At 72.0% G+C, this 19,999-nt stretch carries 20 protein-coding genes; 12 read left to right on the top strand and 8 right to left on the bottom strand.

What is annotated here, in order from left to right; all coding sequences use genetic code 11:
- Window positions 1-48 precede the first annotated feature (48 nt).
- Window positions 49-603, top strand: coding sequence for an SRPBCC domain-containing protein (locus ACFVHO_RS26715; protein WP_385719533.1), 555 nt, complete (start codon window positions 49-51; stop codon window positions 601-603).
- Here ACFVHO_RS26715 and ACFVHO_RS26710 read toward each other — a convergent pair.
- Window positions 600-1,649 carry a zinc-binding alcohol dehydrogenase family protein gene (locus ACFVHO_RS26710; RefSeq protein ID WP_385719530.1) on the bottom strand — a complete coding sequence of 350 codons (1,050 nt, stop codon included), beginning with the start codon at window positions 1,647-1,649 and terminating at the stop codon, window positions 600-602. The genes ACFVHO_RS26715 and ACFVHO_RS26710 overlap by 4 nt on opposite strands.
- Window positions 1,650-1,793: 144 nt before the next feature.
- On the opposite strand from ACFVHO_RS26710, the gene ACFVHO_RS26705 reads away from it, so the two are divergent.
- Window positions 1,794-2,153 (top strand): ArsR/SmtB family transcription factor, encoded by a 360-nt coding sequence (locus ACFVHO_RS26705; protein WP_385719691.1) that lies wholly within the window; start codon window positions 1,794-1,796, stop codon window positions 2,151-2,153.
- A 46-nt stretch (window positions 2,154-2,199) separates the two neighbouring features.
- Here the strand turns inward: ACFVHO_RS26705 and ACFVHO_RS26700 are convergent, their stop codons facing one another.
- Both ACFVHO_RS26700 and ACFVHO_RS26695 read right to left on the bottom strand, forming a co-directional pair.
- Window positions 2,200-3,132 (bottom strand): isopenicillin N synthase family dioxygenase, encoded by a 933-nt coding sequence (locus ACFVHO_RS26700; RefSeq protein WP_385719527.1) that lies wholly within the window; start codon window positions 3,130-3,132, stop codon window positions 2,200-2,202.
- A 258-nt stretch (window positions 3,133-3,390) separates the two neighbouring features.
- Window positions 3,391-3,696: a PLDc N-terminal domain-containing protein gene (locus ACFVHO_RS26695; protein ID WP_385719524.1), complete on the bottom strand. Its 306-nt coding sequence runs from the start codon at window positions 3,694-3,696 to the stop codon at window positions 3,391-3,393.
- An 88-nt stretch (window positions 3,697-3,784) separates the two neighbouring features.
- Between ACFVHO_RS26695 and ACFVHO_RS26690 the strand changes: the two genes are divergently transcribed.
- Genes ACFVHO_RS26690 through ACFVHO_RS26680 form a run of 3 tightly spaced genes read left to right on the top strand, consistent with a single transcriptional unit; the run spans window position 3,785 to window position 6,893 of the window.
- Window positions 3,785-5,236 (top strand): menaquinone biosynthesis decarboxylase, encoded by a 1,452-nt coding sequence (locus tag ACFVHO_RS26690; RefSeq protein ID WP_385719521.1) that lies wholly within the window; start codon window positions 3,785-3,787, stop codon window positions 5,234-5,236.
- Window positions 5,233-6,138 (top strand): menaquinone biosynthesis prenyltransferase MqnP, encoded by a 906-nt coding sequence (gene mqnP / locus ACFVHO_RS26685; RefSeq protein WP_385719519.1) that lies wholly within the window; start codon window positions 5,233-5,235, stop codon window positions 6,136-6,138. Before ACFVHO_RS26690 ends, mqnP begins: the two co-directional genes overlap by 4 nt.
- A 26-nt stretch (window positions 6,139-6,164) precedes the next feature.
- The gene (locus tag ACFVHO_RS26680; RefSeq protein WP_385719516.1) at window positions 6,165-6,893 is read left to right on the top strand and encodes a UbiX family flavin prenyltransferase; all 729 of its coding nucleotides are present in this window, start codon (window positions 6,165-6,167) and stop codon (window positions 6,891-6,893) included.
- Here ACFVHO_RS26680 and ACFVHO_RS26675 read toward each other — a convergent pair.
- Complete coding sequence (locus ACFVHO_RS26675) at window positions 6,890-7,021, bottom strand: hypothetical protein (protein ID WP_267885485.1); 132 nt, start codon at window positions 7,019-7,021, stop codon at window positions 6,890-6,892. The two genes, ACFVHO_RS26680 and ACFVHO_RS26675, sit on opposite strands and share 4 nt — an antisense overlap.
- 140 nt (window positions 7,022-7,161) lie before the next feature.
- On the opposite strand from ACFVHO_RS26675, the gene ACFVHO_RS26670 reads away from it, so the two are divergent.
- The 5 genes from ACFVHO_RS26670 to ACFVHO_RS26650 all read left to right on the top strand — a co-directional run bounded on the left by ACFVHO_RS26670 (window position 7,162) and on the right by ACFVHO_RS26650 (window position 11,841).
- Window positions 7,162-7,617: an Lrp/AsnC family transcriptional regulator gene (locus ACFVHO_RS26670; protein WP_031192748.1), complete on the top strand. Its 456-nt coding sequence runs from the start codon at window positions 7,162-7,164 to the stop codon at window positions 7,615-7,617.
- 62 nt (window positions 7,618-7,679) lie between these two features.
- Complete coding sequence (gene mqnE, locus ACFVHO_RS26665) at window positions 7,680-8,843, top strand: aminofutalosine synthase MqnE (protein WP_385719513.1); 1,164 nt, start codon at window positions 7,680-7,682, stop codon at window positions 8,841-8,843.
- Between the two features lie 113 nt (window positions 8,844-8,956).
- On the top strand, window positions 8,957-9,250 hold the full coding sequence (locus ACFVHO_RS26660) for a DUF4229 domain-containing protein (RefSeq protein ID WP_289947256.1): 294 nt from the start codon (window positions 8,957-8,959) through the stop codon (window positions 9,248-9,250).
- Window positions 9,251-9,623: 373 nt separating this feature from the next.
- On the top strand, window positions 9,624-10,958 hold the full coding sequence (locus tag ACFVHO_RS26655) for a dicarboxylate/amino acid:cation symporter (protein WP_385719510.1): 1,335 nt from the start codon (window positions 9,624-9,626) through the stop codon (window positions 10,956-10,958).
- A gap of 265 nt (window positions 10,959-11,223) precedes the next feature.
- On the top strand, window positions 11,224-11,841 hold the full coding sequence (locus ACFVHO_RS26650; RefSeq protein ID WP_385719688.1) for a TetR/AcrR family transcriptional regulator: 618 nt from the start codon (window positions 11,224-11,226) through the stop codon (window positions 11,839-11,841).
- Here ACFVHO_RS26650 and ACFVHO_RS26645 read toward each other — a convergent pair.
- Both ACFVHO_RS26645 and ACFVHO_RS26640 read right to left on the bottom strand, forming a co-directional pair.
- The gene (locus ACFVHO_RS26645; RefSeq protein ID WP_385719508.1) at window positions 11,732-12,757 is read right to left on the bottom strand and encodes a MaoC family dehydratase; all 1,026 of its coding nucleotides are present in this window, start codon (window positions 12,755-12,757) and stop codon (window positions 11,732-11,734) included. The two genes, ACFVHO_RS26650 and ACFVHO_RS26645, sit on opposite strands and share 110 nt — an antisense overlap.
- A 92-nt stretch (window positions 12,758-12,849) precedes the next feature.
- Window positions 12,850-14,283, bottom strand: coding sequence for a 3-oxoacyl-ACP reductase (locus ACFVHO_RS26640; protein WP_385719505.1), 1,434 nt, complete (start codon window positions 14,281-14,283; stop codon window positions 12,850-12,852).
- Window positions 14,284-14,531: 248 nt separating this feature from the next.
- Here ACFVHO_RS26640 and ACFVHO_RS26635 point away from each other — a divergent pair, with 248 nt between their 5' ends.
- Window positions 14,532-16,067, top strand: coding sequence for an alpha/beta hydrolase (locus tag ACFVHO_RS26635; protein ID WP_385719502.1), 1,536 nt, complete (start codon window positions 14,532-14,534; stop codon window positions 16,065-16,067).
- A 33-nt stretch (window positions 16,068-16,100) separates the two neighbouring features.
- Here the strand turns inward: ACFVHO_RS26635 and ACFVHO_RS26630 are convergent, their stop codons facing one another.
- On the bottom strand, window positions 16,101-16,982 hold the full coding sequence (locus ACFVHO_RS26630) for a helix-turn-helix domain-containing protein (protein WP_385719499.1): 882 nt from the start codon (window positions 16,980-16,982) through the stop codon (window positions 16,101-16,103).
- Between the two features lie 187 nt (window positions 16,983-17,169).
- Here ACFVHO_RS26630 and ACFVHO_RS26625 point away from each other — a divergent pair, with 187 nt between their 5' ends.
- Entirely contained in the window at window positions 17,170-18,759 is a 1,590-nt protein-coding gene (locus ACFVHO_RS26625; protein WP_385719496.1) for an MFS transporter, read from the top strand.
- On the opposite strand, the gene ACFVHO_RS26620 is transcribed toward ACFVHO_RS26625, so the two are convergent.
- Window positions 18,756-19,940 carry a lipase family protein gene (locus ACFVHO_RS26620; RefSeq protein ID WP_385719494.1) on the bottom strand — a complete coding sequence of 395 codons (1,185 nt, stop codon included), beginning with the start codon at window positions 19,938-19,940 and terminating at the stop codon, window positions 18,756-18,758. The two genes, ACFVHO_RS26625 and ACFVHO_RS26620, sit on opposite strands and share 4 nt — an antisense overlap.
- Window positions 19,941-19,999 lie beyond the last annotated feature (59 nt).

The following is a 19,999-nucleotide window of genomic DNA, read 5'->3' as shown; positions in this document are numbered from 1 at the left end:
CGCCGCCGGGTGCGTGACCCCGGGGGGCGTGTGCGTGAGTCTTGGCCCATGACCGAAAGCAACGAAGCTGCCGGAAGCGGCGAAGTCATCGAACACGGGACGAGCCGGACACGCGGGGACACGCACACGCTCCACTGGACGCTGACCCTGCCCCACCCGGTCGAGGAGGTGTGGGCGGCGGTGGCCACCCCGGAGGGACTGCCGGGGTGGCTCGCCGCCGCCGACGTGTTCGAGCCGAGGCTCGGCGGGGCCGTGACGCTGCGCTGGCTCACTGTGTCCGATCAGGGGACTCCGTCCCCGGGCCCCGATCCGGCGGCGGCCACGCACTCGGGGCACGTCACCGCGTGGGACCCGGACGTCGTCGCCGAGTACACGGTCGACCTGCACGGGCGGTGCCGGTTCCACCTGGAGCCCGCGGGCACCGGGCGGACGGCGCTGCGGTTCACCAACGAGATGGTCGGCGACGACTCGCTGCGGCGGGACTGCCTCGCCGGGTGGCACCAGCACTTCGAGTACCTGGCGCAGGCGCTGGCCGGGCGGCCGATGGACTGGTCGACGTGGAGTTCGGAGCGGTTCCAGGAACTGCGGCGCAGCTACGACTAGTTGCCGCCGGTGGTCGTCGGCTGCCGCTGGTCGCCGTGGGCCCGGCCGTCGTGGACCCGGTCGGCCCCGATCGCCTCGCCGACGCGCAGCAGCAGCTTGCCCGTAGTCGTGCGGCCGCCCATCAGCTCGTGCGCCCGCGCGGCCTCCGCCAGCGGGAACTCGGCGGTGACCGGCAGCGCCACGGTGCCGTCGGCGACGGTGCGGAAGGCGCGCCCGGCGAGCTCCCGCAGGACCTCGGGCGCCGTCTGGGCCAGCGTCAGGATCGAGAAACCGGCCACCGACCGCGCCCCCGGGTACAGCTCGGCCTGCCCCAGCCGCCACGGCTCGGCGGAGCTGGCGTTGCCGAAGGAGACGAGGCGGCCGAAGACCGCGAGCGCCGCCAGGCCCGCGCGGAACGTGTCGCCGCCGACCGGGTCGAGGACGAGGTCCACGCCCCGGCCGCCGGTGGCCGCGCGGGCCGCCTCGGCGAAGCCGTCGCCGACGAACACCTCGTCGTAGCCGTGCTCGCGCGCGTACGCGGCCTTCGCCGCGCCCGACACCACCCCGAACACCCTGGCCCCCGCCGCCTTCGCCAACTGCCCGGCCACGGTGCCGACACCGCCCGCCGCGCCCTGCACCAGGACCGTCTCGCCCGCGCGCACCCTGCCCACCTCGTGCAGCAGGGCGTGGGCCGTGGGCAGCACCGTGGGCAGGGTGGCGGCGGTGCGGAGGCCCACGCCGGGCGGCAGCGGGAAGGTGGTCGTGGCCTCGGCGAGCGCGACCTCGGCGTAGGCGCCGCCCGCCGTCAGTGCGGCCACCTGCTGTCCCACGGCGAGGCCCGCGACGCCCGCGCCCACCGCCCGGACCCGCCCTGACACCTCCAGGCCCGGCACGAACGGCAGCCGCGGCACGCGGTAGCCCTCGGCGCGGGCCTTGAGGTCGGCGAAGTTCACGCCGGTGTACGCGACGTCGATGGTGACCTGGCCGTGGCCCGGCTCGGGGACGTCCGCCGTGACGGCCCGCAGGACGTCGGGGCCGCCGAATTCGTGGAGCTGGACTGCGCGCATGGGGGTGCCTCCGGGTGTTCGATCCGCATTGAACACTCGGGACTGTATGGTTTGGATCGAACACTCGGCAAGTGGGGGCGAGCGGGGAGGCGGTGCGGCGTGGCGAGCGCGAAGGGTGCGACGGGCGCGAAGAGGGCGTCGGGCGTGACGGGGGCGCCGGACGCGTCGAGGGCGTCGAGGGCGTCGGGCGCGGGTCATCGTGCGGCGCCGGTGCACGCGCGGCTCGCGGACGTCACCGTGCAGGAGGCGCTCGCCGCCCTCGCCGATCCCGTACGGATGTATCTCGTACGGGAGTTGGCGGCCTCGCGGGACTGGACGCGGGCCTGCGGCAGCTTCGACGTGCCCGTCGGGAAGGCCGCGCTCAGCCACCACTTCGCCGCGCTGCGCGCGGCGGGGCTCGTCGAGCAGCGGGACGAGGGGGCGCGGCGGGTCAACCGGCTGCGGCGGGAGGAGTTCGACGCGCGGTTCCCAGGGTTGCTCGAACTGGTGCTGCGCGGGGACTGACCGGTGGTGGACCGGCGGGCCGAGGGGGACGCTCGGCCCGTCCCCGCTAGTCCATCGTGATCGCGTCCAACTGCGCCCGCAGATACACGTGCGAGTCCGTGCCGCGCACATCCGTGCCCGGGTCGCACTCGTAGAAGTACACCAGCGACATCAGCTCCTCCGCCGGGGCGTCCGCCGGGGGCGGGAGCACACGGTGTCGGCCCGAGCGCCAGCGGCCCGACGTCCAACGCGCCATCAGGTCACCGACGTTGATGGTGAACGCCTCCGGGTCGTGCGGCGCGTCCTGCCAGCCGTCGGCGTCCGTGAACACCTGCAGACCGCCGCGGCCCGCCTGCCGGTCGAGGACCGTGACCGTGCCGAAGTCCGTGTGCGGGCCGATGCGGAACTGGCCCGGCTCCGGTTCGCCGAGTACGTCCCTGCCGGGGTACCAGTTGATGTTGAAGCCCCAGGTGGGGTTGTTCGTGTGCCGGGTGAAGAAGTCCTCCGGTTCGCCGAGGACGACGGCGAGGAGTTCGAGGAGCGCGTCGGAGAGGGCGCGCATGCGGGCGAGGTACGTCTCCACGTCGGCGCGCAGGCCCGGGGTTTCCCGGGGCCAGGTGTTGGGGGCGAACCACTCCGCGTCGACCTCCGGGTCGCCGGTGGGGGTGTCCGCGGCGAAGGAGAAGGACTCCTTGAGGTCGGGTGGGGAGGCGGCGCCCTCCGCGTAGCTGTTGGCCTCCGCGCCCGGGCCCAGCCAGCCGCGGCTGCCGACCTTCACCGCGTAGCGCTCTTTGGTGGTGGGTGGGAGGTGGAAGAAGGTGCGGGCTTCCTGGCGGATGGCTGTCCGTAGGCCGGGGTCCACGCCGTGGCCCTTGACCAGCAGGAAGCCTGCCGTGCGGAGTGCTTCGTCGACCGTTTCCCTGACCTCGGCGGCCGTCCGCGTCCGCGCGTCCGGGTCACCGGAGAGCCAGGCCCTCAGGTCGATCGTGGGGATCGTCATGCCCTCATGCTGCCCGCGTGGGGGGTGGGTGTCCCGTTCAGGTGGGACGGTCCCCCGCCGAATCGGCGCTTCGCGCCTCGTCCTCAAACGCCGGACGGGCTCTCCCCCACCCACCCGCCCAAACTGGCACCACCAGCCCAACAGCCCGGCACCTTCAGGCCGACCTCGGCTAGATCTCAGCCCGTCCGGCGATTGAGGACGAGGCGCGGAGCGCCGACAAGGGGGGAGCGGGGGCGGAGCCCCCATGGGGAACGCCGGTCAGGCGTCGTCGCGTGGGTCGCGGTCCTTCTCCAGGCCGCGGAGGAACTCGGGGTTGTCGTCGGGGGCGACCCAGTCACCCCGACGGCCACGCCCACCCCCGTCCCCCCGCCCGGCCGAAGCCCGCTTCTTGCCGGTGACGAACCAGGCGATGGGCCCCAGCAGCACCTCGCCGAAGAGGAGCACGATGATGACCCACACCACCTTCGGCAGATGCCGGACTTCCTTCTCGGGTGTGTTCAGGACGTCGATGAAGGCGTAGATCCACACGGCCAGGACCAGCAGGAACGGCAGATACCTGAGCATGCGCGGGAGATCCTCCAGGAAGCGGAGCGCGGGCGCCGGGCGCACCCGGTGACCTGGCCAGGGTAGCCGGTGACCGATACTTGACCGCATGGCTTATGACGATCTCCGCTCTCTGCTCCGGGCCCTGGAGCGCGAGGGCGATCTCAAGCGCATCAAGGCCGAGGTCGACCCGTATCTGGAGGTCGGCGAGATCGTCGACCGGGTGCAGAAGGCGGGCGGCCCGGCGCTGCTGTTCGAGAACGTCAAGGGCAGCGCGATGCCCCTTGCGATGAACGTGTTCGGCACGGACCGTCGGCTGCTCAAGGCCCTCGGCCTGAAGTCGTACGGCGAGATCGGCGAGAAGATCGGCGGCCTGCTCAAGCCGGAGCTGCCGCACGGCTTCGTCGGCGTGCGCGAGGCCTTCGGCAAGCTCGGCGCGATGGCGCACGTACCGCCGAAGAAGGTGAAGGACGCGCCGGTGCACGAGGTCGTGCTCACCGGCGACGACGTGGACCTGGACCGGCTCCCGGCCCTCTTCACCTGGCCGAAGGACGGTGGCTCCTTCTTCAATCTGGGGCTCACCCACACCAAGGACCCCGAGAGCGGCGTCCGCAACCTCGGGCTCTACCGCCTCCAGCGTCACGACAAGCGCACCATCGGCATGCACTGGCAGATCCACAAGGACAGCCGGAACCACTACCAGGTGGCGGCGAGGAGGGGCGAGCGACTGCCCGTCGCGATCGCCTTCGGCTGCCCGCCCGCCGTGACGTACGCGTCCACCGCCCCGCTGCCCGGCGACATCGACGAGTACCTGTTCGCGGGCTTCCTCCAGGGCAAGCGCATCGAGATGGTCGACTGCAAGACGGTGCCGTTGCAGGTGCCCGCGCAGGCGGAGGTCGTCATCGAGGGCTGGCTGGAGCCCGGCGAGATGCTGCCCGAGGGTCCTTTCGGCGACCACACCGGCTTCTACACGCCGCAGGAGCCGTTCCCGGCGCTGACCATCGACTGCGTGACGATGCGCAAGCGGCCGCTGCTCCAGTCGATCGTGGTCGGCCGCCCGCCGACGGAGGATGGCCCCCTCGGCCGGGCGACGGAGAGGTTCTTCCTCCCCCTCCTCAAGATCATCGTGCCGGACATCGTGGACTACCACCTGCCGGAGGCGGGCGGCTTCCACAACTGCGCGATCGTCGCGATCGACAAGAAGTACCCGAAGCACGCCCAGAAGGTCATGCACGCGATCTGGGGCGCGCACATGATGTCCTTGACCAAGCTGATCGTGGTCGTGGACTCCGACTGCGACGTGCACGATCTGCACGAGGTGGCGTGGCGGGCGCTGGGCAACACGGACTACGCCCGTGACCTGAGCGTCGTCGAAGGCCCCGTCGACCACCTCGACCACGCCTCGTACCAGCAGTTCTGGGGCGGCAAGGCGGGCATCGACGCGACGAAGAAGTGGCCCGAGGAGGGCTACACCCGGGACGGAGGCTGGCCCGACATGGTCGAGTCCGACCCGGAGACGGCGGCGAAAGTCGACCGCCGCTGGAGGGAGTACGGCCTGTGAGTTCCGCTTCCGCCGCACTGCCGCAGCAGCCCGGCCGCACCAAGGCGTTCCTGCGCCTCGTCATGATCGAACACTCGGTCTTCGCGCTGCCCTTCGCCTACATCGCCGCCCTGACCGCGATGTTCCAGTGGGACAAGAACATCCACTGGGGGCGGCTGCTGCTCGTGACGATCTGCATGGTCGGGCTGCGTACGTTCGCCATGGCCGCGAACCGGATCATCGACCGTGAGATCGACGCCCGCAATCCGCGCACCGCGCACCGCGAGCTGGTCACCGGCGCCGTCACCGTGAAGTCCGCCTGGACCGGCGCGCTGATCGCGGTCGTCGTGTTCCTCGGCTCCGCCGCGCTGCTCAACCCGCTGTGCCTGGCGCTCGCGCCGATCGCGGTGATCCCGATGGTCGTCTATCCGTACGGCAAGCGGTTCACGAACTTCCCGCAGGCCATCCTCGGCATCGCGCAGGCCATGGGCCCGATCGGCGCCTGGCTCGCGATCACCGGCGAGTGGTCGTGGACGGCCGTCATCCTGGGGCTCGCGGTGGGCGTGTGGATCGGCGGCTTCGACCTGATCTACGCCTGCCAGGACGTGGACACCGACCGCGAGGTCGGCGTCATGTCCGTGCCCGCGCGCTTCGGCATCCCGGCGGCCATCTGGGGCGCGCGCGGCTGCCACTTCGTCACCACGGCGCTGTTCGTCTGGTACGCCCTGGAGACCGGCGCGGGCGCGTTCTTCTGGCTCGGTCTGGTCGTCGTCGCGGGTGCTTTCGTCTACGAACACAACATCGTGCGGCCGCACGACCTCTCCCGCCTCAACCGCGCCTTCTTCCAGGTCAACGGCTTCATCGGGATCGCCCTGTTCGCCTGCGCCCTGCTCGACCTGCTCGTCCGCGGCCTGACTGTCTGACGGGCCGTGGGCGGGCGCGGGCGCCCATGGATAGGCTTCACAGTGTGAATGCAGGAGATACGCAGCGTAGGCCTTGGATCGTGGGGGTGTCCGGTGCGTCCGGTACGCCGTACGCCGCTTCGGTCCTGCGGGGATTGCTCGCCGCGGGGGAGAGCGTGGACCTCGTGGTGTCGCGGGCCTCGCGGCTCACGCTGCTCGACGAGACGGGCATCTCGTTCCGGGACGCGCACTGGCAGGGCGACCTCGGCGAGTGGCTGGCGCGCGGCGCCGACGGCAAGCCAGGGACGTTCCGGGTGCGCACGGACGACGTGCGGTACTGGGCCGCGGGTGATCTCGCGGCGGGGCCGTCATCCGGGTCGTACGCGACGAAGGGGATGCTGATCGTCCCGGCGTCCACGGCGTGCGTGGCCGGGGTGGCGCTCGGGCTCTCGAAGGATCTGCTGCAGCGCTCGGCGAGCGTGACGCTCAAGGAGCGGCGGCGGCTCGTCGTCTGCGTGCGGGAGACCCCGCTGAACGGGCAGACGCTGAAGCACTTGGTGGGCCTGGACGAGGCGGGCGCGGTCGTGCTGCCCGCCTCTCCGGCGTTCTACGCGGGGGCGACGCACATCCAGGATCTGGTGGACTTCGTCGCCGGGCGGGTGCTCGACGCGGCGGGGGTGCCGCACCAGCTGTACCGCCGGTGGGAGGGCGAACTCGGCGGTGCGTCGGGAGCGGGTGGCTCCCGGCCGGCCGAGGACGGCCCCGGTGGCGCTTAGCGCTTCTTCGCGGCGCGCGGCTTCTTGCCCGCCTTGCGCGCGGCGGTCGGGGACTGGTGGGCACGCGAGCGGTTGGCCAGATCCTGCAGCTCGCGCATACGGGCGTAGGCCATCTCGATCGTGTACACGGGGAAACACTCTCCTGAAGTTCGAAGGATCGTCGTTGATCTGCTGAGTTTCCGAAAGATTCACAGGGGCTGGACCCTGTTACGCCTTAGATTCTACACGTAGACTCGAGAAAACGCTAAATAATGAAAGGCTTCGACCTATGGACGCCGTGGACAGGCAGCTCATCCAGGCTCTGCGCGAGAACGGCCGCGCCTCCTACGCCGAGCTCGGGCGCCTCGTCGGCCTCTCCGGCCCCAGCGTCACCGACCGCATCAACCGCCTGGAGGCGGCCGGCGTCATCACCGGCTACCGCGCGACGGTCGACTCCGCGTCCCTCGGCCTCGGCGTCATCGCGCTGATCGGCATCTCGCTGTCCGACGCCGCCGACCACGAGGACGTGGCGCGACGCCTTCGGGACCTGCACGAGATCGAGGACTGCTGGTTCATCGCGGGCGACGACTCGTACATGCTCAAGGTGCGGGCCTCCGACGTGGACGGCCTCGAGAAGACCATCCGCCGCCTCAGCGGCACCAAGGGCGTCTCGCGGACGCGGACCACGATCGTGCTCTCCACGAAGTGGGAGAACCGGGTCGGGGAGCTCCCCGAGGAGGTCTGACCACCGGGGGGTACGGTTGGTCGGGTCTGTCGCAGGTCGTCGGAGAAACAAGAGGTACGGCAATGGACGCAGGGCTCAAGCGCGACCTTGAGGAGAAGGTCCGCTCCGGTGAGCGGCTGTCCCGCGAGGACGGCATCGCCCTGTACGAGTCCGACGACCTGGCCTGGCTCGGCGGGCTCGCCCACGAGGTGCGCACCCGCAAGAACGGCGACGTCGTGCACTTCAACGTCAACCGTCACCTCAACATGACGAACGTGTGCACCGCCTCCTGCGCCTACTGCTCCTTCCAGCGCAAGCCGGGCGAGAAGGACGCGTACACGATGCGCATCGAGGAGGCGGTGAGGCTCGCCAAGGCGATGGAGGGCGAGAACCTCACCGAGCTGCACATCGTCAACGGGCTGCACCCGAACCTGCCGTGGCGCTACTACCCGCGCTCCCTGCGCGAGCTGAAGGCCGCCCTGCCGGACGTCTCCCTCAAGGCCTTCACGGCCACCGAGATCCACCACTTCGAGACCATCTCCGGGCTCGGCGCGTCGGAGATCCTCGACGAGCTGATCGACGCCGGGCTCGAATCGCTCACCGGCGGTGGCGCGGAGATCTTCGACTGGGAGGTCCGGCAGCACATCGTGGACCACCGCACCCACTGGGAGGACTGGTCCCGGATCCACCGGCTCGCCCACGAGAAGGGGCTCAAGACCCCCTCCACCATGCTGTACGGGCACATCGAGGAGCCCCGGCACCGGGTCGACCACGTCCTTCGGCTGCGCGAGCTCCAGGACGAGACCGGGGGCTTCCAGGTCTTCATCCCGCTGCGCTACCAGCACGACTTCGTCGACATGAAGGACGGCAAGGTCCGCAACAAGCTGCAGGCCCGGACGAAGATGGCCTCCGGGGCCGAGGCCCTCAAGACCTTCGCCGTCTCCCGGCTGCTCTTCGACAACGTGCCGCACGTCAAGGTCTTCTGGGTCATGCACGGCGTCGCGACCGCCCAGCTCGCCCTGCAGCACGGCGCGGACGACATGGACGGCTCCGTCGTCGAGTACAAGATCACCCACGACGCGGACAACTTCGGTACGCCGAACAAGCTGACCCGTGACGACCTCCTCGACCTCATCCGCGAGGCCGGGTTCCGACCGGTCGAGCGCAACACCCGCTACGAGACGATCCGCGAGTACGCCGGCCCGGACCCGGCACTGCGTGAGTCCCCCCAGCCGATGCGCCTCTGACTGGGACAGTGGGCGTACCCCCCTCCGGGCCGGACAGGGTTCCGTGCTTCACTGGAAGGGCTCGTCCCGCTCGGGCACTCTCGGGCTATTTCGGAACGGAAGAGTGGATTGACATGCTCCGCTACACGCTGATGCGCCTCGGGGTCTTCGCGGGCTGCTTCTTGGTCGTCTGGGGCCTCGTCTACACCGGCGTCGTACCGCGCGGCCTCGGTGGCTCCAACCTCCTGTGGGTGGCGCTGCTCGCCCTGGTGGTCTCCGCGCCGATCAGCTTCGTCCTGCTGCGCAAGGAGCGCGACCGCGCCTCGGAGAAGGTCGTGGCCAAGGTCGAGAACGTCAAGGCGGGCCTGGAGCGGAACCGCACGCAGGAGGACACCGCCGACGACGCGGCGCGCACCGCCCAGTCGTAAGGCAGCCCAGTCGTAAGGCAGCCGTAAGGTTCGTCACACGCGTCTCGTACGCAGAAATCCCCGGTACCGGAGCATGCCGCTCCAGTACCGGGGTTTCGCTGTTTCTGGGACTCTTGGGGTCCCCCCTACCTCAAACAAGTCCTTTGATGAACTCAAAGTTCAAGTGTTAACGTGTTCGACATGAAGACAGCAGCCGCGCACCGCAATGCCATGAGCGTCCCGCTCGTGGCGCGCCTGCATGTCGATCTCTGCCGCTGCATCTCTGCCGCCTGTCGCGTCATCTGAACGACTTCGACATCTGCACTGCAGCGGCGCCCGTGACCCTTCGCGGTCGCCGCTCCTCACGTCCCCCGCCATTACCCGGAGTGTGTCCGTGTCCGCGAATTCCGCGTCCCCCACCGATGATCCGAAGCCCGGCTTCCGGATACCCAAGTTCCTGAAGCTGCCCTTCTGGGCCCAGATCCTCGGCGGTCTGGTCCTCGGCGTGCTGCTCGGCTGGCTGGCCCGCAGCCAGGACATCGGCTGGCTGGTCACCACCCTCTCGAAGGTCGGCGACACCTTCATCGGCCTGCTGAAGCTGGCCGTCGCCCCGCTGGTGTTCTTCGCCATCCTGATCTCGATCACCAATCTGCGTAAGGTCAACAACGCCGCCCGGCTCGCGACCCGCACGCTCCTCTGGTTCATGATCACGTCGCTGATCGCGGTCGCGATCGGCCTCGTCATCGGCCTCGTCACCAACCCGGGCGCCGGCACCGGCCTGACCCCGAAGGACGGCGCCAAGCCCGAGAACGAGGGCTCCTGGATCGACTTCCTCACCGGGATCATCCCGACCGACGTCGTCACGCCGTTCACCGAGCTGAACGTCCTGCAGATCGTCTTCATGGCCGCCGTCGCGGGCATCGCCGTCCTCAAGATCGGCGACGCGAAGGCCAAGCCGATCCTCGACCTCAGCGAGGCCGTGCTCGCCCTGCTGCAGACGGCCCTGTGGTGGGTCATCAAGCTGTCGCCGATCGGCACCGTCGGCCTCATCGGCTTCGCCATCGCCGACTACGGCTGGAACCTCATCAGCAAGTACGCGACGTTCACCGCCGACATCTACATCGGCTGCGCCCTGGTGCTCTTCGGCGTGTACCCGCTGCTGCTCGCGTTCGTCGCCAAGGTCAACCCGCTGCAGTTCTTCAAGGGCGCCTGGCCCGCCATCCAGCTGGCCTTCGTCTCGCGCTCCTCGGTCGGCACCATGCCGGTCACCCAGAAGGTCACCGAGCGTCTCGGCGTACCGAAGGAGTACACGTCCTTCGCGGTGCCCTTCGGCGCCACCACCAAGATGGACGGCTGCGCCGCGATCTACCCGGCGATCGCCGCGATCTTCGTCGCGCAGATCTTCGACGTGAACATGGGCGTCAAGGAGTACCTGCTCATCGCGTTCGTGTCGGTGGTCGGCTCCGCCGCCACGGCCGGTCTGACGGGCGCCACGGTCATGCTGACCCTGACCCTGTCCACCCTCGGCCTCCCGATGGAGGGCGTCGGTCTGCTCCTCGCCATCGACCCGGTCCTGGACATGATGCGCACGGCCACGAACGTCGCCGGGCAGGCGCTCGTCCCGGTCGTCGTCGCCGCCCGCGAGAACATCCTCGACAAGGAGGCGTACGACAACGCGTCGGCCTCCCCGCTGGACTCGCTGGACGAGCCGCTGCCCGCCACCGCGTGAGCGCGGCCCCCTAGCGGCATCGGGCCGAAACCGTGCCCCGCACCGGAAATCCGGTGCGGGGCACGGTCGTTCCGGGTAGGGCTGGGGGCGGTGCGGTGCGGTGGCCTCCGGGTGACCTCCGTGCGACAGGAAGGACCGCCGTACGCTGATCCGTGGACGGATGGTGCGGGAGGCGGGGGCCGGGGTGTCGGATGTGAAGGTCGTGAGGGCTGTGAAGGCCGTGCAGGCTGCGAAGAACGGGGGCAAGCCGGTGCGGCAGAAGCGGATGCCGCGGGCCGTGCGGGAGCGGCAGATGCTCGACGCGGCCGTGCACACGTTCGGGCAGCGGGGCTACCGGGCCGCCTCCATGGACGAGATCGCCGAGCTGGCCGGGGTCTCCAAGCCGCTGGTGTACCTGTATCTGAACTCCAAGGAAGAGCTGTTCACCGCCTGCATCCGGCGGGAGGCCGCCGCCCTCATCGAGGCCGTCCGGCACGGGGTCACCCCCGGCGACCCCGCCGACCGCCAACTCTGGGACGGGCTGCGCGCGTTCTTCACCCACACCGCCGAACACCCCGACGCCTGGGCCGTCCTGCACAGCCAGGCCCGCACGGTCGGCGAGCCGTTCGCCGCCGAGGTCAACGTCATGCGCGAGGAGATCCTGGCCTTCGTGACGCTGCTCATCGCGGAGGCCGCCCGCGCCGCCCGTCAGGACCCCTCCCTGCCCGACCGCGAGGTCGCGGGCCTCGCCCAGGCCCTCGTCGGCGCCGCCGAGTCACTCGCGGGCTGGGCCATCACCGAGCCGTCCGTGTCGGCGAACCAGGCCGCCGCGACCCTGATGAACTTCGCCTGGGCGGGTCTCGGCGATCTGATGGAGGGGCGGTTCTGGTCACCGAGCCGGTGACGTGGACCCGACCCCCCGACGCCGCTGCCCCGCGCAGCTCGAACGCGGCACCCTCGGCCGCGTACGTCACCGTGCCCGGCAGCAGCACCGGCGCCCTGAACTCGGCGGACAGGTAGAGGGGTTCGTCGCCGGTGCCGATGCCGCTGTGCTCCGCCACGCAGCGCGCGAACGTCCACATGCCGTGCGCGATGGCGCGCGGGAAGCCGAAGAGCCGGGCCGTCGCCGGGTGCAGGTGGATGGGGTTGCGGTCGCCGGAGACGGCGGCGTAGCGGCGGCCCAGGTCGGCGGGGAGGTGCCAGTCGGCGCGGGCGGGGAGGGGGGTGCCGGGAGCCTTCGCGGGGGCGCGGTCCGGGGGGTTGGCTTCTGGGGCGTCGGCGTCCGGGTGGTCGGCTTCCGGGTTTTCGGCTGTCGTGCGGTGGCGGGACAGATACGTGCTGTGGGACTCCCACACCGTCTCGCCGTTCACCGTCGCGCTGGTGGTGATCGTCGCCTCGGTGCCCCGTCGGTGGGGTGCCAGACTCCGTGCGTACGTGGTGAGTTCCAGGTCCTCCTCGGGCAGCGGGGCGCGGTGCTGGACGATCTCCACGGACGTGTGGACGAGGCCGAGCAGCGGCAGGGGGAAGTCGCGGGCCGCCATCAGGCGCATGGTCTGGGGGAAGGCGAGGACGTGCGGATAGGTGGGGGGTAAGGGGTCGGCGCCGGTCGGCCTTTCGCCGTTCGTGCTCCGGCCCGTGCCCGTGCCCGAACTCGCGCTCTGCCCGGCGGCGAAGCCGCAGAGGCGTTCGTACGCCACGAGGCGGTCGACGTCGGTCCGGACGCGGGCCGTGACGGGGCCCGGCAGCGGCCCGTCCGGGCGGGGCCGCTTGAACGGGGACCGGGCTGCTCCCCGGAGCAGGGTGAGCGCGAGCGAGGCCATGACGGAACCCTTCTGTTCGCCGGGGAGCCGGACGCTGGGGCTGGGGCTGGGGCTGGGGCTGGGGCCGGGGCTGGGGCCGGGCGCCCCGAGGCCTACGCGCCGAGCAGGCTCTGCCCGCAGACCCGGATCACCTGACCGTTCACCGCGCCGGTCGCCAGCCACGCCGTCGTCTCCGCGACGTCGACGGGGAGCCCGCCCTGGCCCAGGGAGTTCATGCGGCGGCCCGCCTGGCGGATGAGCAGCGGGACGGCCGCGGTCATGCGGGTCTCGATGAAGCCGGGCGCGACCGCGTTCACCGTCACGCCGTACTCCGCGAGTGCCCGGGGCGCCAGGGAGCGGACGAGGCCGACGATGCCCGCCTTGCTCGCCGCGTAGTTGGTCTGTCCCGCGTTGCCCGCGAGGCCCGCTATGGACGCCGTGGCCACGATCCGGCCCCCGCGCCGGACCGTGCCGGACTTCAGCAGGAAGTCCGTCGTGCGCAGCACGCTCGTGAGGTTCACGTCGAGGACCGAACTCCAGCGGTCCGCCGCCATGTTGGCGAGCCTGCGGTCCCGGGTGACGCCCGCGTTGTGCACGAGGACGCCGAGGCCGTCCGGCAGCGCGGCGGCGATCCGCTCGCCCGCGTCGTCCGCGGTGATGTCGAGGGGCAGCGCGGTGCCGCCGACGCGCTCGGCGACGCGGAACAGGTCCGGTTCGGCGGCCGGTACGTCGAGCACGACGACGTGGGCGCCGTCGCGGGCCAGGACCTCCGCCACGGCCGTCCCTATGCCGCGGGCGGCGCCGGTCACGAGGGCGGTACGGCCCGCCAACGGGCGGGCCGGGTGCGGAAGTTGGACTACCGCGCCGGGCGGTGCGGTGATGTCGGTCCGGGCTCCGGCGTCCTGGGCGGGCGCCATGTGCCCCGCGCCCGTGGCGGCCTCGGCGGCGGCTTCGGCGGCCTCGGCAGCTTCCTCCAGGTACCCCGACATCTCCTCGACCTCCACCACCTGCCCGCTCACGTACGCCGACTTCGGCGAGAGCAGGAAGCGCAGCGTCGCCTCGGCGGCGGGCGCCGACGGGGTGCGGACGAGCTGGGCCGTCCTGCCCCCGCCCAGCTCCTTGCCGAGGGAGCGGACGAAGCCCTCGAGGGCCTGCTGCGCCGCCGCCTGGTGGTGGTCGGCGGGGGAGAGGGGCGCGCCCAGGATCAGCACGCGCCCGCAGGGGGCTATGGAGCGGACGACGGGATGCAGCGTGGCGTGCACGTCCATGAGCGCGGCAACCGTGCTGACGCCCGTCGCGTCCAGTACGACAGCGGCGGGGCGGCGGCTGCCGAGCGGGCCGTTGTGCGGGGGCAGGCCGGTGCGGGTGAGGCTCTCGTGCAGGCCGGGGAGCGGGATGTCGCCCGCCGTCAGGAGCAGCACCGGGCCTTCGAGCGCCGGGTGCCGGGGCGACCAGCGGCGCAGCGGGACCGGCTGCGGCAGACCGAGTCTGCGGGTCAGGAAGCGGCCGGGGGCGGTGTGGGTGAAGGTCGCGTAGCGGTCGGCCATGGGGCGGACTCCCGGCTCGGTGCTGAATTTACTTCCGAGTAAGGTTACTTGGGGGTCAGGGGGCCGGTCGAGGGGGCGGCCGGTGAATGATCGAGGTGGTGAGAAGGCTCGTACCGGCGCGTTCCCGGGGCGGGCGCCGGGTCCGGACGAGCCGTCGGTGAACACGGAGCGTGACTGGGCTGAACGGGCGGGGCGGGCCGGGGGCGCCTAGGGTGACCGGAGGGGAACCGCACCTCTTGGAGGTCGCCGTGCGCAGCACACCCGCGCTCACCGCCGTCGCAGCCCTGGCTCTGGCCGTCGCCGGCCTGCCCGCGGCGGCCGACCCGTCCGGGCCCGCGAAGGCGGACCTCAAGCGCTTCTACGCGCAGAAGATCAAGTGGGCGGCCTGCAAGCCCGACGTGCAGAACCTGTCGGAGGACGTGACCAAGGACAAGGACGTCACCTGCGGCAAGGTCGAGGTCCCGCTGGACTACGCCCACCCCGGCCGCGGCACCATCCGCCTCGCGCTCCTGAAGATCAAGTCCAGCGGCGACAAGCGCGGCTCGCTCCTGGTGAACTTCGGCGGCCCCGGCGGCGCGGGCGTGGCGGGGCTCGCGGGCGCCAAGAAGGACTTCGGCTACGTCGGCAAGGGCTATGACGTCGTCGGCTTCGACCCGCGCGGTGTGGGCCTGAGCGAGCCCGTGAGCTGCGGCGGGGACCCCGAGCCCGGCGACGACGTGGAGGACCCCGGCGACGCCGCCGCGGTCCTGAAGGAGCTGCGCGCGACGGCCGCGAAGTGCGCGAAGGAGTCCGGCCCCGTCCTTCCGCACATCGGCACCGTGAACGTCTCCCGCGACCTCGACGTCATGCGCGAGGCCCTCGGCGACAAGAAGCTCAACTACCTGGGCTTCTCCTACGGGACGCGGCTCGGCGCGGTGTACACGGCGCAGTTCCCGAAGAAGGTCGGCCGGATGGTGCTCGACGGCGTGGACACGCTGACGGAGGACGTGGCCGAGCAGGGCCTGGTCGGCGCGGAGGGGCGGCAGACCGCCCTGGACAACTTCCTGCTGTGGTGCACGAAGAACGCGGGCTGTGTGTTCGGCGAGGACTCGCGCAACGCCCGGCACGCCATGACCAAGCTCATCGACGACCTCGACGCGTATCCGCTGCGGTCCATGGACGGCCAGGAGTTCACCGGCCAGGACGTGGTGAGCGTGCTCGGCAGCGCGCTCTACAGCAGGCAGGCCTGGCCCGCCCTGTCCCAGGCGCTCGGTGCGCTGCTCGCGGACGGCGACCCGAGGGCGCTGCTCCGGATGGGCGGCTCGATGGGGGAGCAGCGGGCGTTTGGCGGGCGTACGAAGGTACCCGCCGACAATTCGTCCGCCGCGCTCATGGCCGTGAACTGCGCGGACGACCCCGACCGGCCGGGCGCCAAGCGCGTGGAGCGGGAAGTCGGCCGTCTCCAGGAGGAGTTCGAGCAGGCCTCGCCCGTCTTCGGCAGGTCGATGCTGCTGCCCGTGCTCCTCTGCTTCGGGCGGCCCGCGGGCACGGACTACATCCGCAAGGACGTACGCGACGTCGACACCCCGAAGTTCCTGCTCGTCGGCACCCGTGGCGACCCCGCCACGCCGTACCGCTGGACGGTGGAGACCGCCGAGCGGCTCGGCTCCTCCGCCGTCGTCCTCGACAACAGGGGTGACGGGCACACCGGTTACTTCGGCTCGAAGTGCGTGAAGGACAAGGTGGACGCGTTCCTGCTGTACAAGCAGATGCCGAAGAACGGGAGTTCGTGCGCGGCGGAGTGACCGGGGCAGGCACGGCCACGGGCGCGCCTATGGCTATGGCTGAGGGGGCGGTGGCGCCGTGCGGGCCGCCGGGTCCAGGCTCAGCATCGCCGCCTCGTCCGCGCTGCCCGGCTCCGCCTGGTAGGTGACCAGGCGCTGGCCGCCCGTCCTGGCCAGGCGCATCACCTCGTACGTGAGGGACATCGCCCCCGCCTTGGGGTGCGCGAACGACTTCACGCCGCCGCCGCGCTCCCGCACCTCGTACCGGTCCCACATGCGCGCGAACTCCGCCGACTTCAGGCAGAGTTCACCGACCAGGGCGGCCAGCTGCGGCGAGTCCGGGTCCCGGCCGCCGACGGCGCGCAGATGCGCCACCGACTTGGCGACGGTCTCCTCCCACGGCACGTACAGCTCCCGCCCCACGGGGTGCAGGAACATGTAGCGGGTGATGTTGCGCTGCTCGGCGGGCCAGTCGAACAGGCCGGGCATCAGACGGCGGCCCGGGGTGTTCGCGGCGAGCAGGTAGTTGTGCGGGCTCACCACGTACGCGGGCAGCGGGCGCAGGGCGTCCAGCATCCGTACGACGGTGTCGCGCACCGCGAACTCGGTGGTGGGCGGCGGTTCGCTGAGGCGGCCCGAGGCCAGCTCGGCGAGGTCGTGCAGGCGCTCGTGGGCGTCGCCGCACAGCCGCAGGGCGCGGGCCAGGGAGTCGATCACGGCCGGTGAGGGGTTGCTCTCGCGGCCCCGCTCCAGGCGCGTGTAGTAGTCGACGCTGACCCCGGCGAGCGTCGCCAGCTCCTCCCGGCGCAGGCCCGGCGTGCGGCGCAGGCCCGTCCCGGCCGGGAGGCCCGCCTCCGCGGGGCTGACCTGGGCGCGGCGGGCGCGCAGGTAGCGGCCCAGCTCGGTGCCGTTTCTCTCGGAGGTGCCGTGCGTCATGGGTCCAGTGTCCGTGACCCGGCGCGAATGTGGGGGGCCGTGTCAGGGCCAGGAACACCGCGGTCTGCCGGGGGGCGCGCGGGCGGCGGAGGGTGGAGGCGGCCCACCCGGCCGCACCTCTTCGCCCCTGGGCCCTGCGCGGGCCCCGCGGCCCCGCTCGTACCCCCTCGTACCCAGGAGATTCCGCATGTCGTCCACCGTCCCCTGCGCGGAGCGGGCCGCCGCACCCACGGATCCGGCGCCGCACACGCCCTCTGCGGAGCCCGCGCCCCCTGTGGAGCCCGCGCCCGCCGTGGAACCCGCACCCTCCGCGGAGCCTGCGCCCCCTGTGAAACCCGAACCCGCCGAACCCGCCGCGCCCACCCGACCCGAGCGCCCCGCCCTCGCCCTCGTCGCCGCCCTGCTCGGCTTCACCGTCATCACGGTCGACGTGTCCGCCGTGAACATCGCGCTGCCCGGCATCCGGGCCGACCTGCACGGCGGGATGACCGGGCTGCAGTGGGTCGTGGACGCGTACACGCTGATGTTCGCGGCGCTGATGATCTCCGCGGGGGCGCTCTCGGACCGGGCGGGGGCGCGGCGCGCGTACGCCTGGGGGACGGCCCTGTTCGCGCTCGCCTCGCTGGCCTGCGCGCTCGCGCCCGGCATCGGATGGCTGATCGCGGCCAGGGTGGCGCAGGGCGCGGCCGCGGCAGTCGTCATGCCCGCCTCGCTCGCCCTGATCCGACAGGCGTACGACGACCCGGGGCGCCGGGCCCGCGCCATCGCGCTGTGGACGGTCGGCGGCTCGGTCGCGATGGCCGCGGGCCCCGTCCTCGGCGGGGTGCTGTCCGAGACGGTGGGCTGGCGCGCGGTGTTCCTCCTCAACCTGCCCGTCGGCGCCCTGATCCTGGCCCTCCTGAGCCGCACGGCCCCGTCCCCGCGCCGCCCGGCCCCCCTCGACGTGCCCGGCCAGCTCACCGCCGTCCTCGCCCTCGCCGGACTCGCGTACGCCGTGATCGAGGGTGGCCACGCGGGCTGGACGCACCCGGCGGTCCTCGTGGCCGTGGCGGTCACGGTCGCCGCAGGGCTCGCCTTCCACACCGCCGAGAAGCGCCATCGCGCCCCCATGGTGCCGCTGCCCCTGCTGCGGCGGCGCGAGGTCGGCGTCTCCCTCGCGGTCGGCTTCGCCGTGAACGCGGGCTTCTACGGAGTGGTGTTCGTCCTCGGCCTGTACTGCCAGGAACTGCTCGGCATGTCGGGCATCACGACGGGCCTGATGTTCGTGCCGCTCGCCGTCCTCATCACCTCGACGAACCTCGTCTCACCGCGCCTCGCAGAGCGCGTCGGCCGCCGCCCGGTCATCGTGACCGGCCAACTCATCCTGGCCGTCGCGATGTTCGCGCTGCTCCCCCTGGCCGTGGACACCCCCCTCTGGCTGGTCCTGCTGCTCCTCGCCCCGACCGGCATCGGCGGTGCTCTCGCCGTCCCCGCGCTCACGGCCCTGCTCCTCGACACCGTCCCCGGCCACCGCGCGGGCACGGCGTCCGGCCTCCTCAACTCCCTGCGCCAGACCGGCGGAGCCCTGTCGGTGGCCCTGTTCGGCGCCCTCATCGGCGGCGCGGACGGCGGGTCCGGCTTCGCGGTGGCCGGGATGCGGCAGGGGCTCGTGGTGGTCGGCGTGACGCTGCTCGTGACGGCGGGGCTGTCGGGGTGGCTGCTGCCGCGCACCGAAACGGCGAAGCCGTCTGCCCGGAGGCGGACGGCTTCGCCCGGGGGTGGGACCGGTCCCCGCTAGCAGTTGCCCTTCGCCGGCTTCCCCGCGAACCGTTCCGCCAGCCACTGCGCCGCCAGCGGCGACTGGGTGATGACGCCGGTGACGTGCTCACCGAGCGGGACGGTGTGCCACTCCACGTTCGCCTTGCGCGCGCACCAGTCCTTGCGGACCTGGCTGCCGACGCCGTACGGGATCAGCTCGTCGGCGAGGGCGTGGTAGAGGTACACCGGCGCGTCGGGGGCGCGGGTGCCGACCTGGGACTCGCGCAGGCGCTGCTGCCAGTCCGGCTGCTCCAGGGGGTTCTTGACCGTCATGTCCTTGATCCGCTTGAACGAGCCGAGGACCGCCCCGTCCGCCACGCAGGAGTTGCGCAGCGCGCCGATCAGCGCCTTGCCCGCCGGGTTCAGGTACGACTCCAGCTTCAGCTCGGGGAACGCCGCGTCCTGGCCGATCGCCGCCATGAAGATCAGGCCCGAGCCGTACGAGCCGTCGTTGAAGGCGGCCACCTTCTGCAGGTCCCCGGGCACACCGCCGGTCGCCGTGCCCTTGACCTTGAGGTCGGGAGCGTACGAGCCGTGCAGCTCGGCCGCCCACGAGGAGGCCTGGCCGCCCTGCGAGTAGCCCATGATGCCGACCGGCGAGTCCTTCGACAGGCCCGCCTCGGGCAGCCGGATCGCGGCCCGCGCGGCGTCCAGGACCGCCTGGCCCTCCGCCCTGCCGACCGTGTACGTGTGGTCGCCGGGCGTCCCGAGGCCCTCGTAGTCGGTCACGGCGACCGCCCAGCCGCGCAGGGTGAGCTGCTGGATGAGGTTCGCCTCCATCGTGGTGCCGCGGGGGAACCCGGCGCTCGGCGCGCAGTGGTCGCCGACGCCGACCGTGCCGACGGCGTAGGTGATGAGCGGGCGTGGGCCGGTGCGGCCGTCCTGCGGCACGATGACCGTGCCGGAGACGGTGTTCGGGGTGCCCTTCGCCGTGGTCGAGCGGTAGTGGATCTTCCACGCCTTGGTGTTCGTGGGCTGGCCGGGCAGCGGGTGGAAGGCGCTCGGCTCGGAGCTGACGATGTCGCCGGGGGCGGCGGCCGGGGCCCGGTCCCCGGCGGTGCTCTTCGTGTCCTCCGCGTGCGCGGTGGTCGTGAGGGTCGCGGCGGCCAGGCCCGCGGCGGCCGCCAGGGCGACGGCTCTGAAGCTGGTGGGTAGGTGCATGCGGCTCTCCCAACTGTTCGTGGGGGAAAGAAAGGTCGAGCGGGACGAGGGGGAATGCG

Origin of the sequence: Streptomyces sp. NPDC127108 (assembly GCF_042677545.1) — a bacterium.
Lineage (GTDB): Bacteria > Actinomycetota > Actinomycetes > Streptomycetales > Streptomycetaceae > Streptomyces.
Note: the sequence above shows the minus strand (reverse complement) of the source record. Positions and strands in the feature narration are given on the sequence as shown.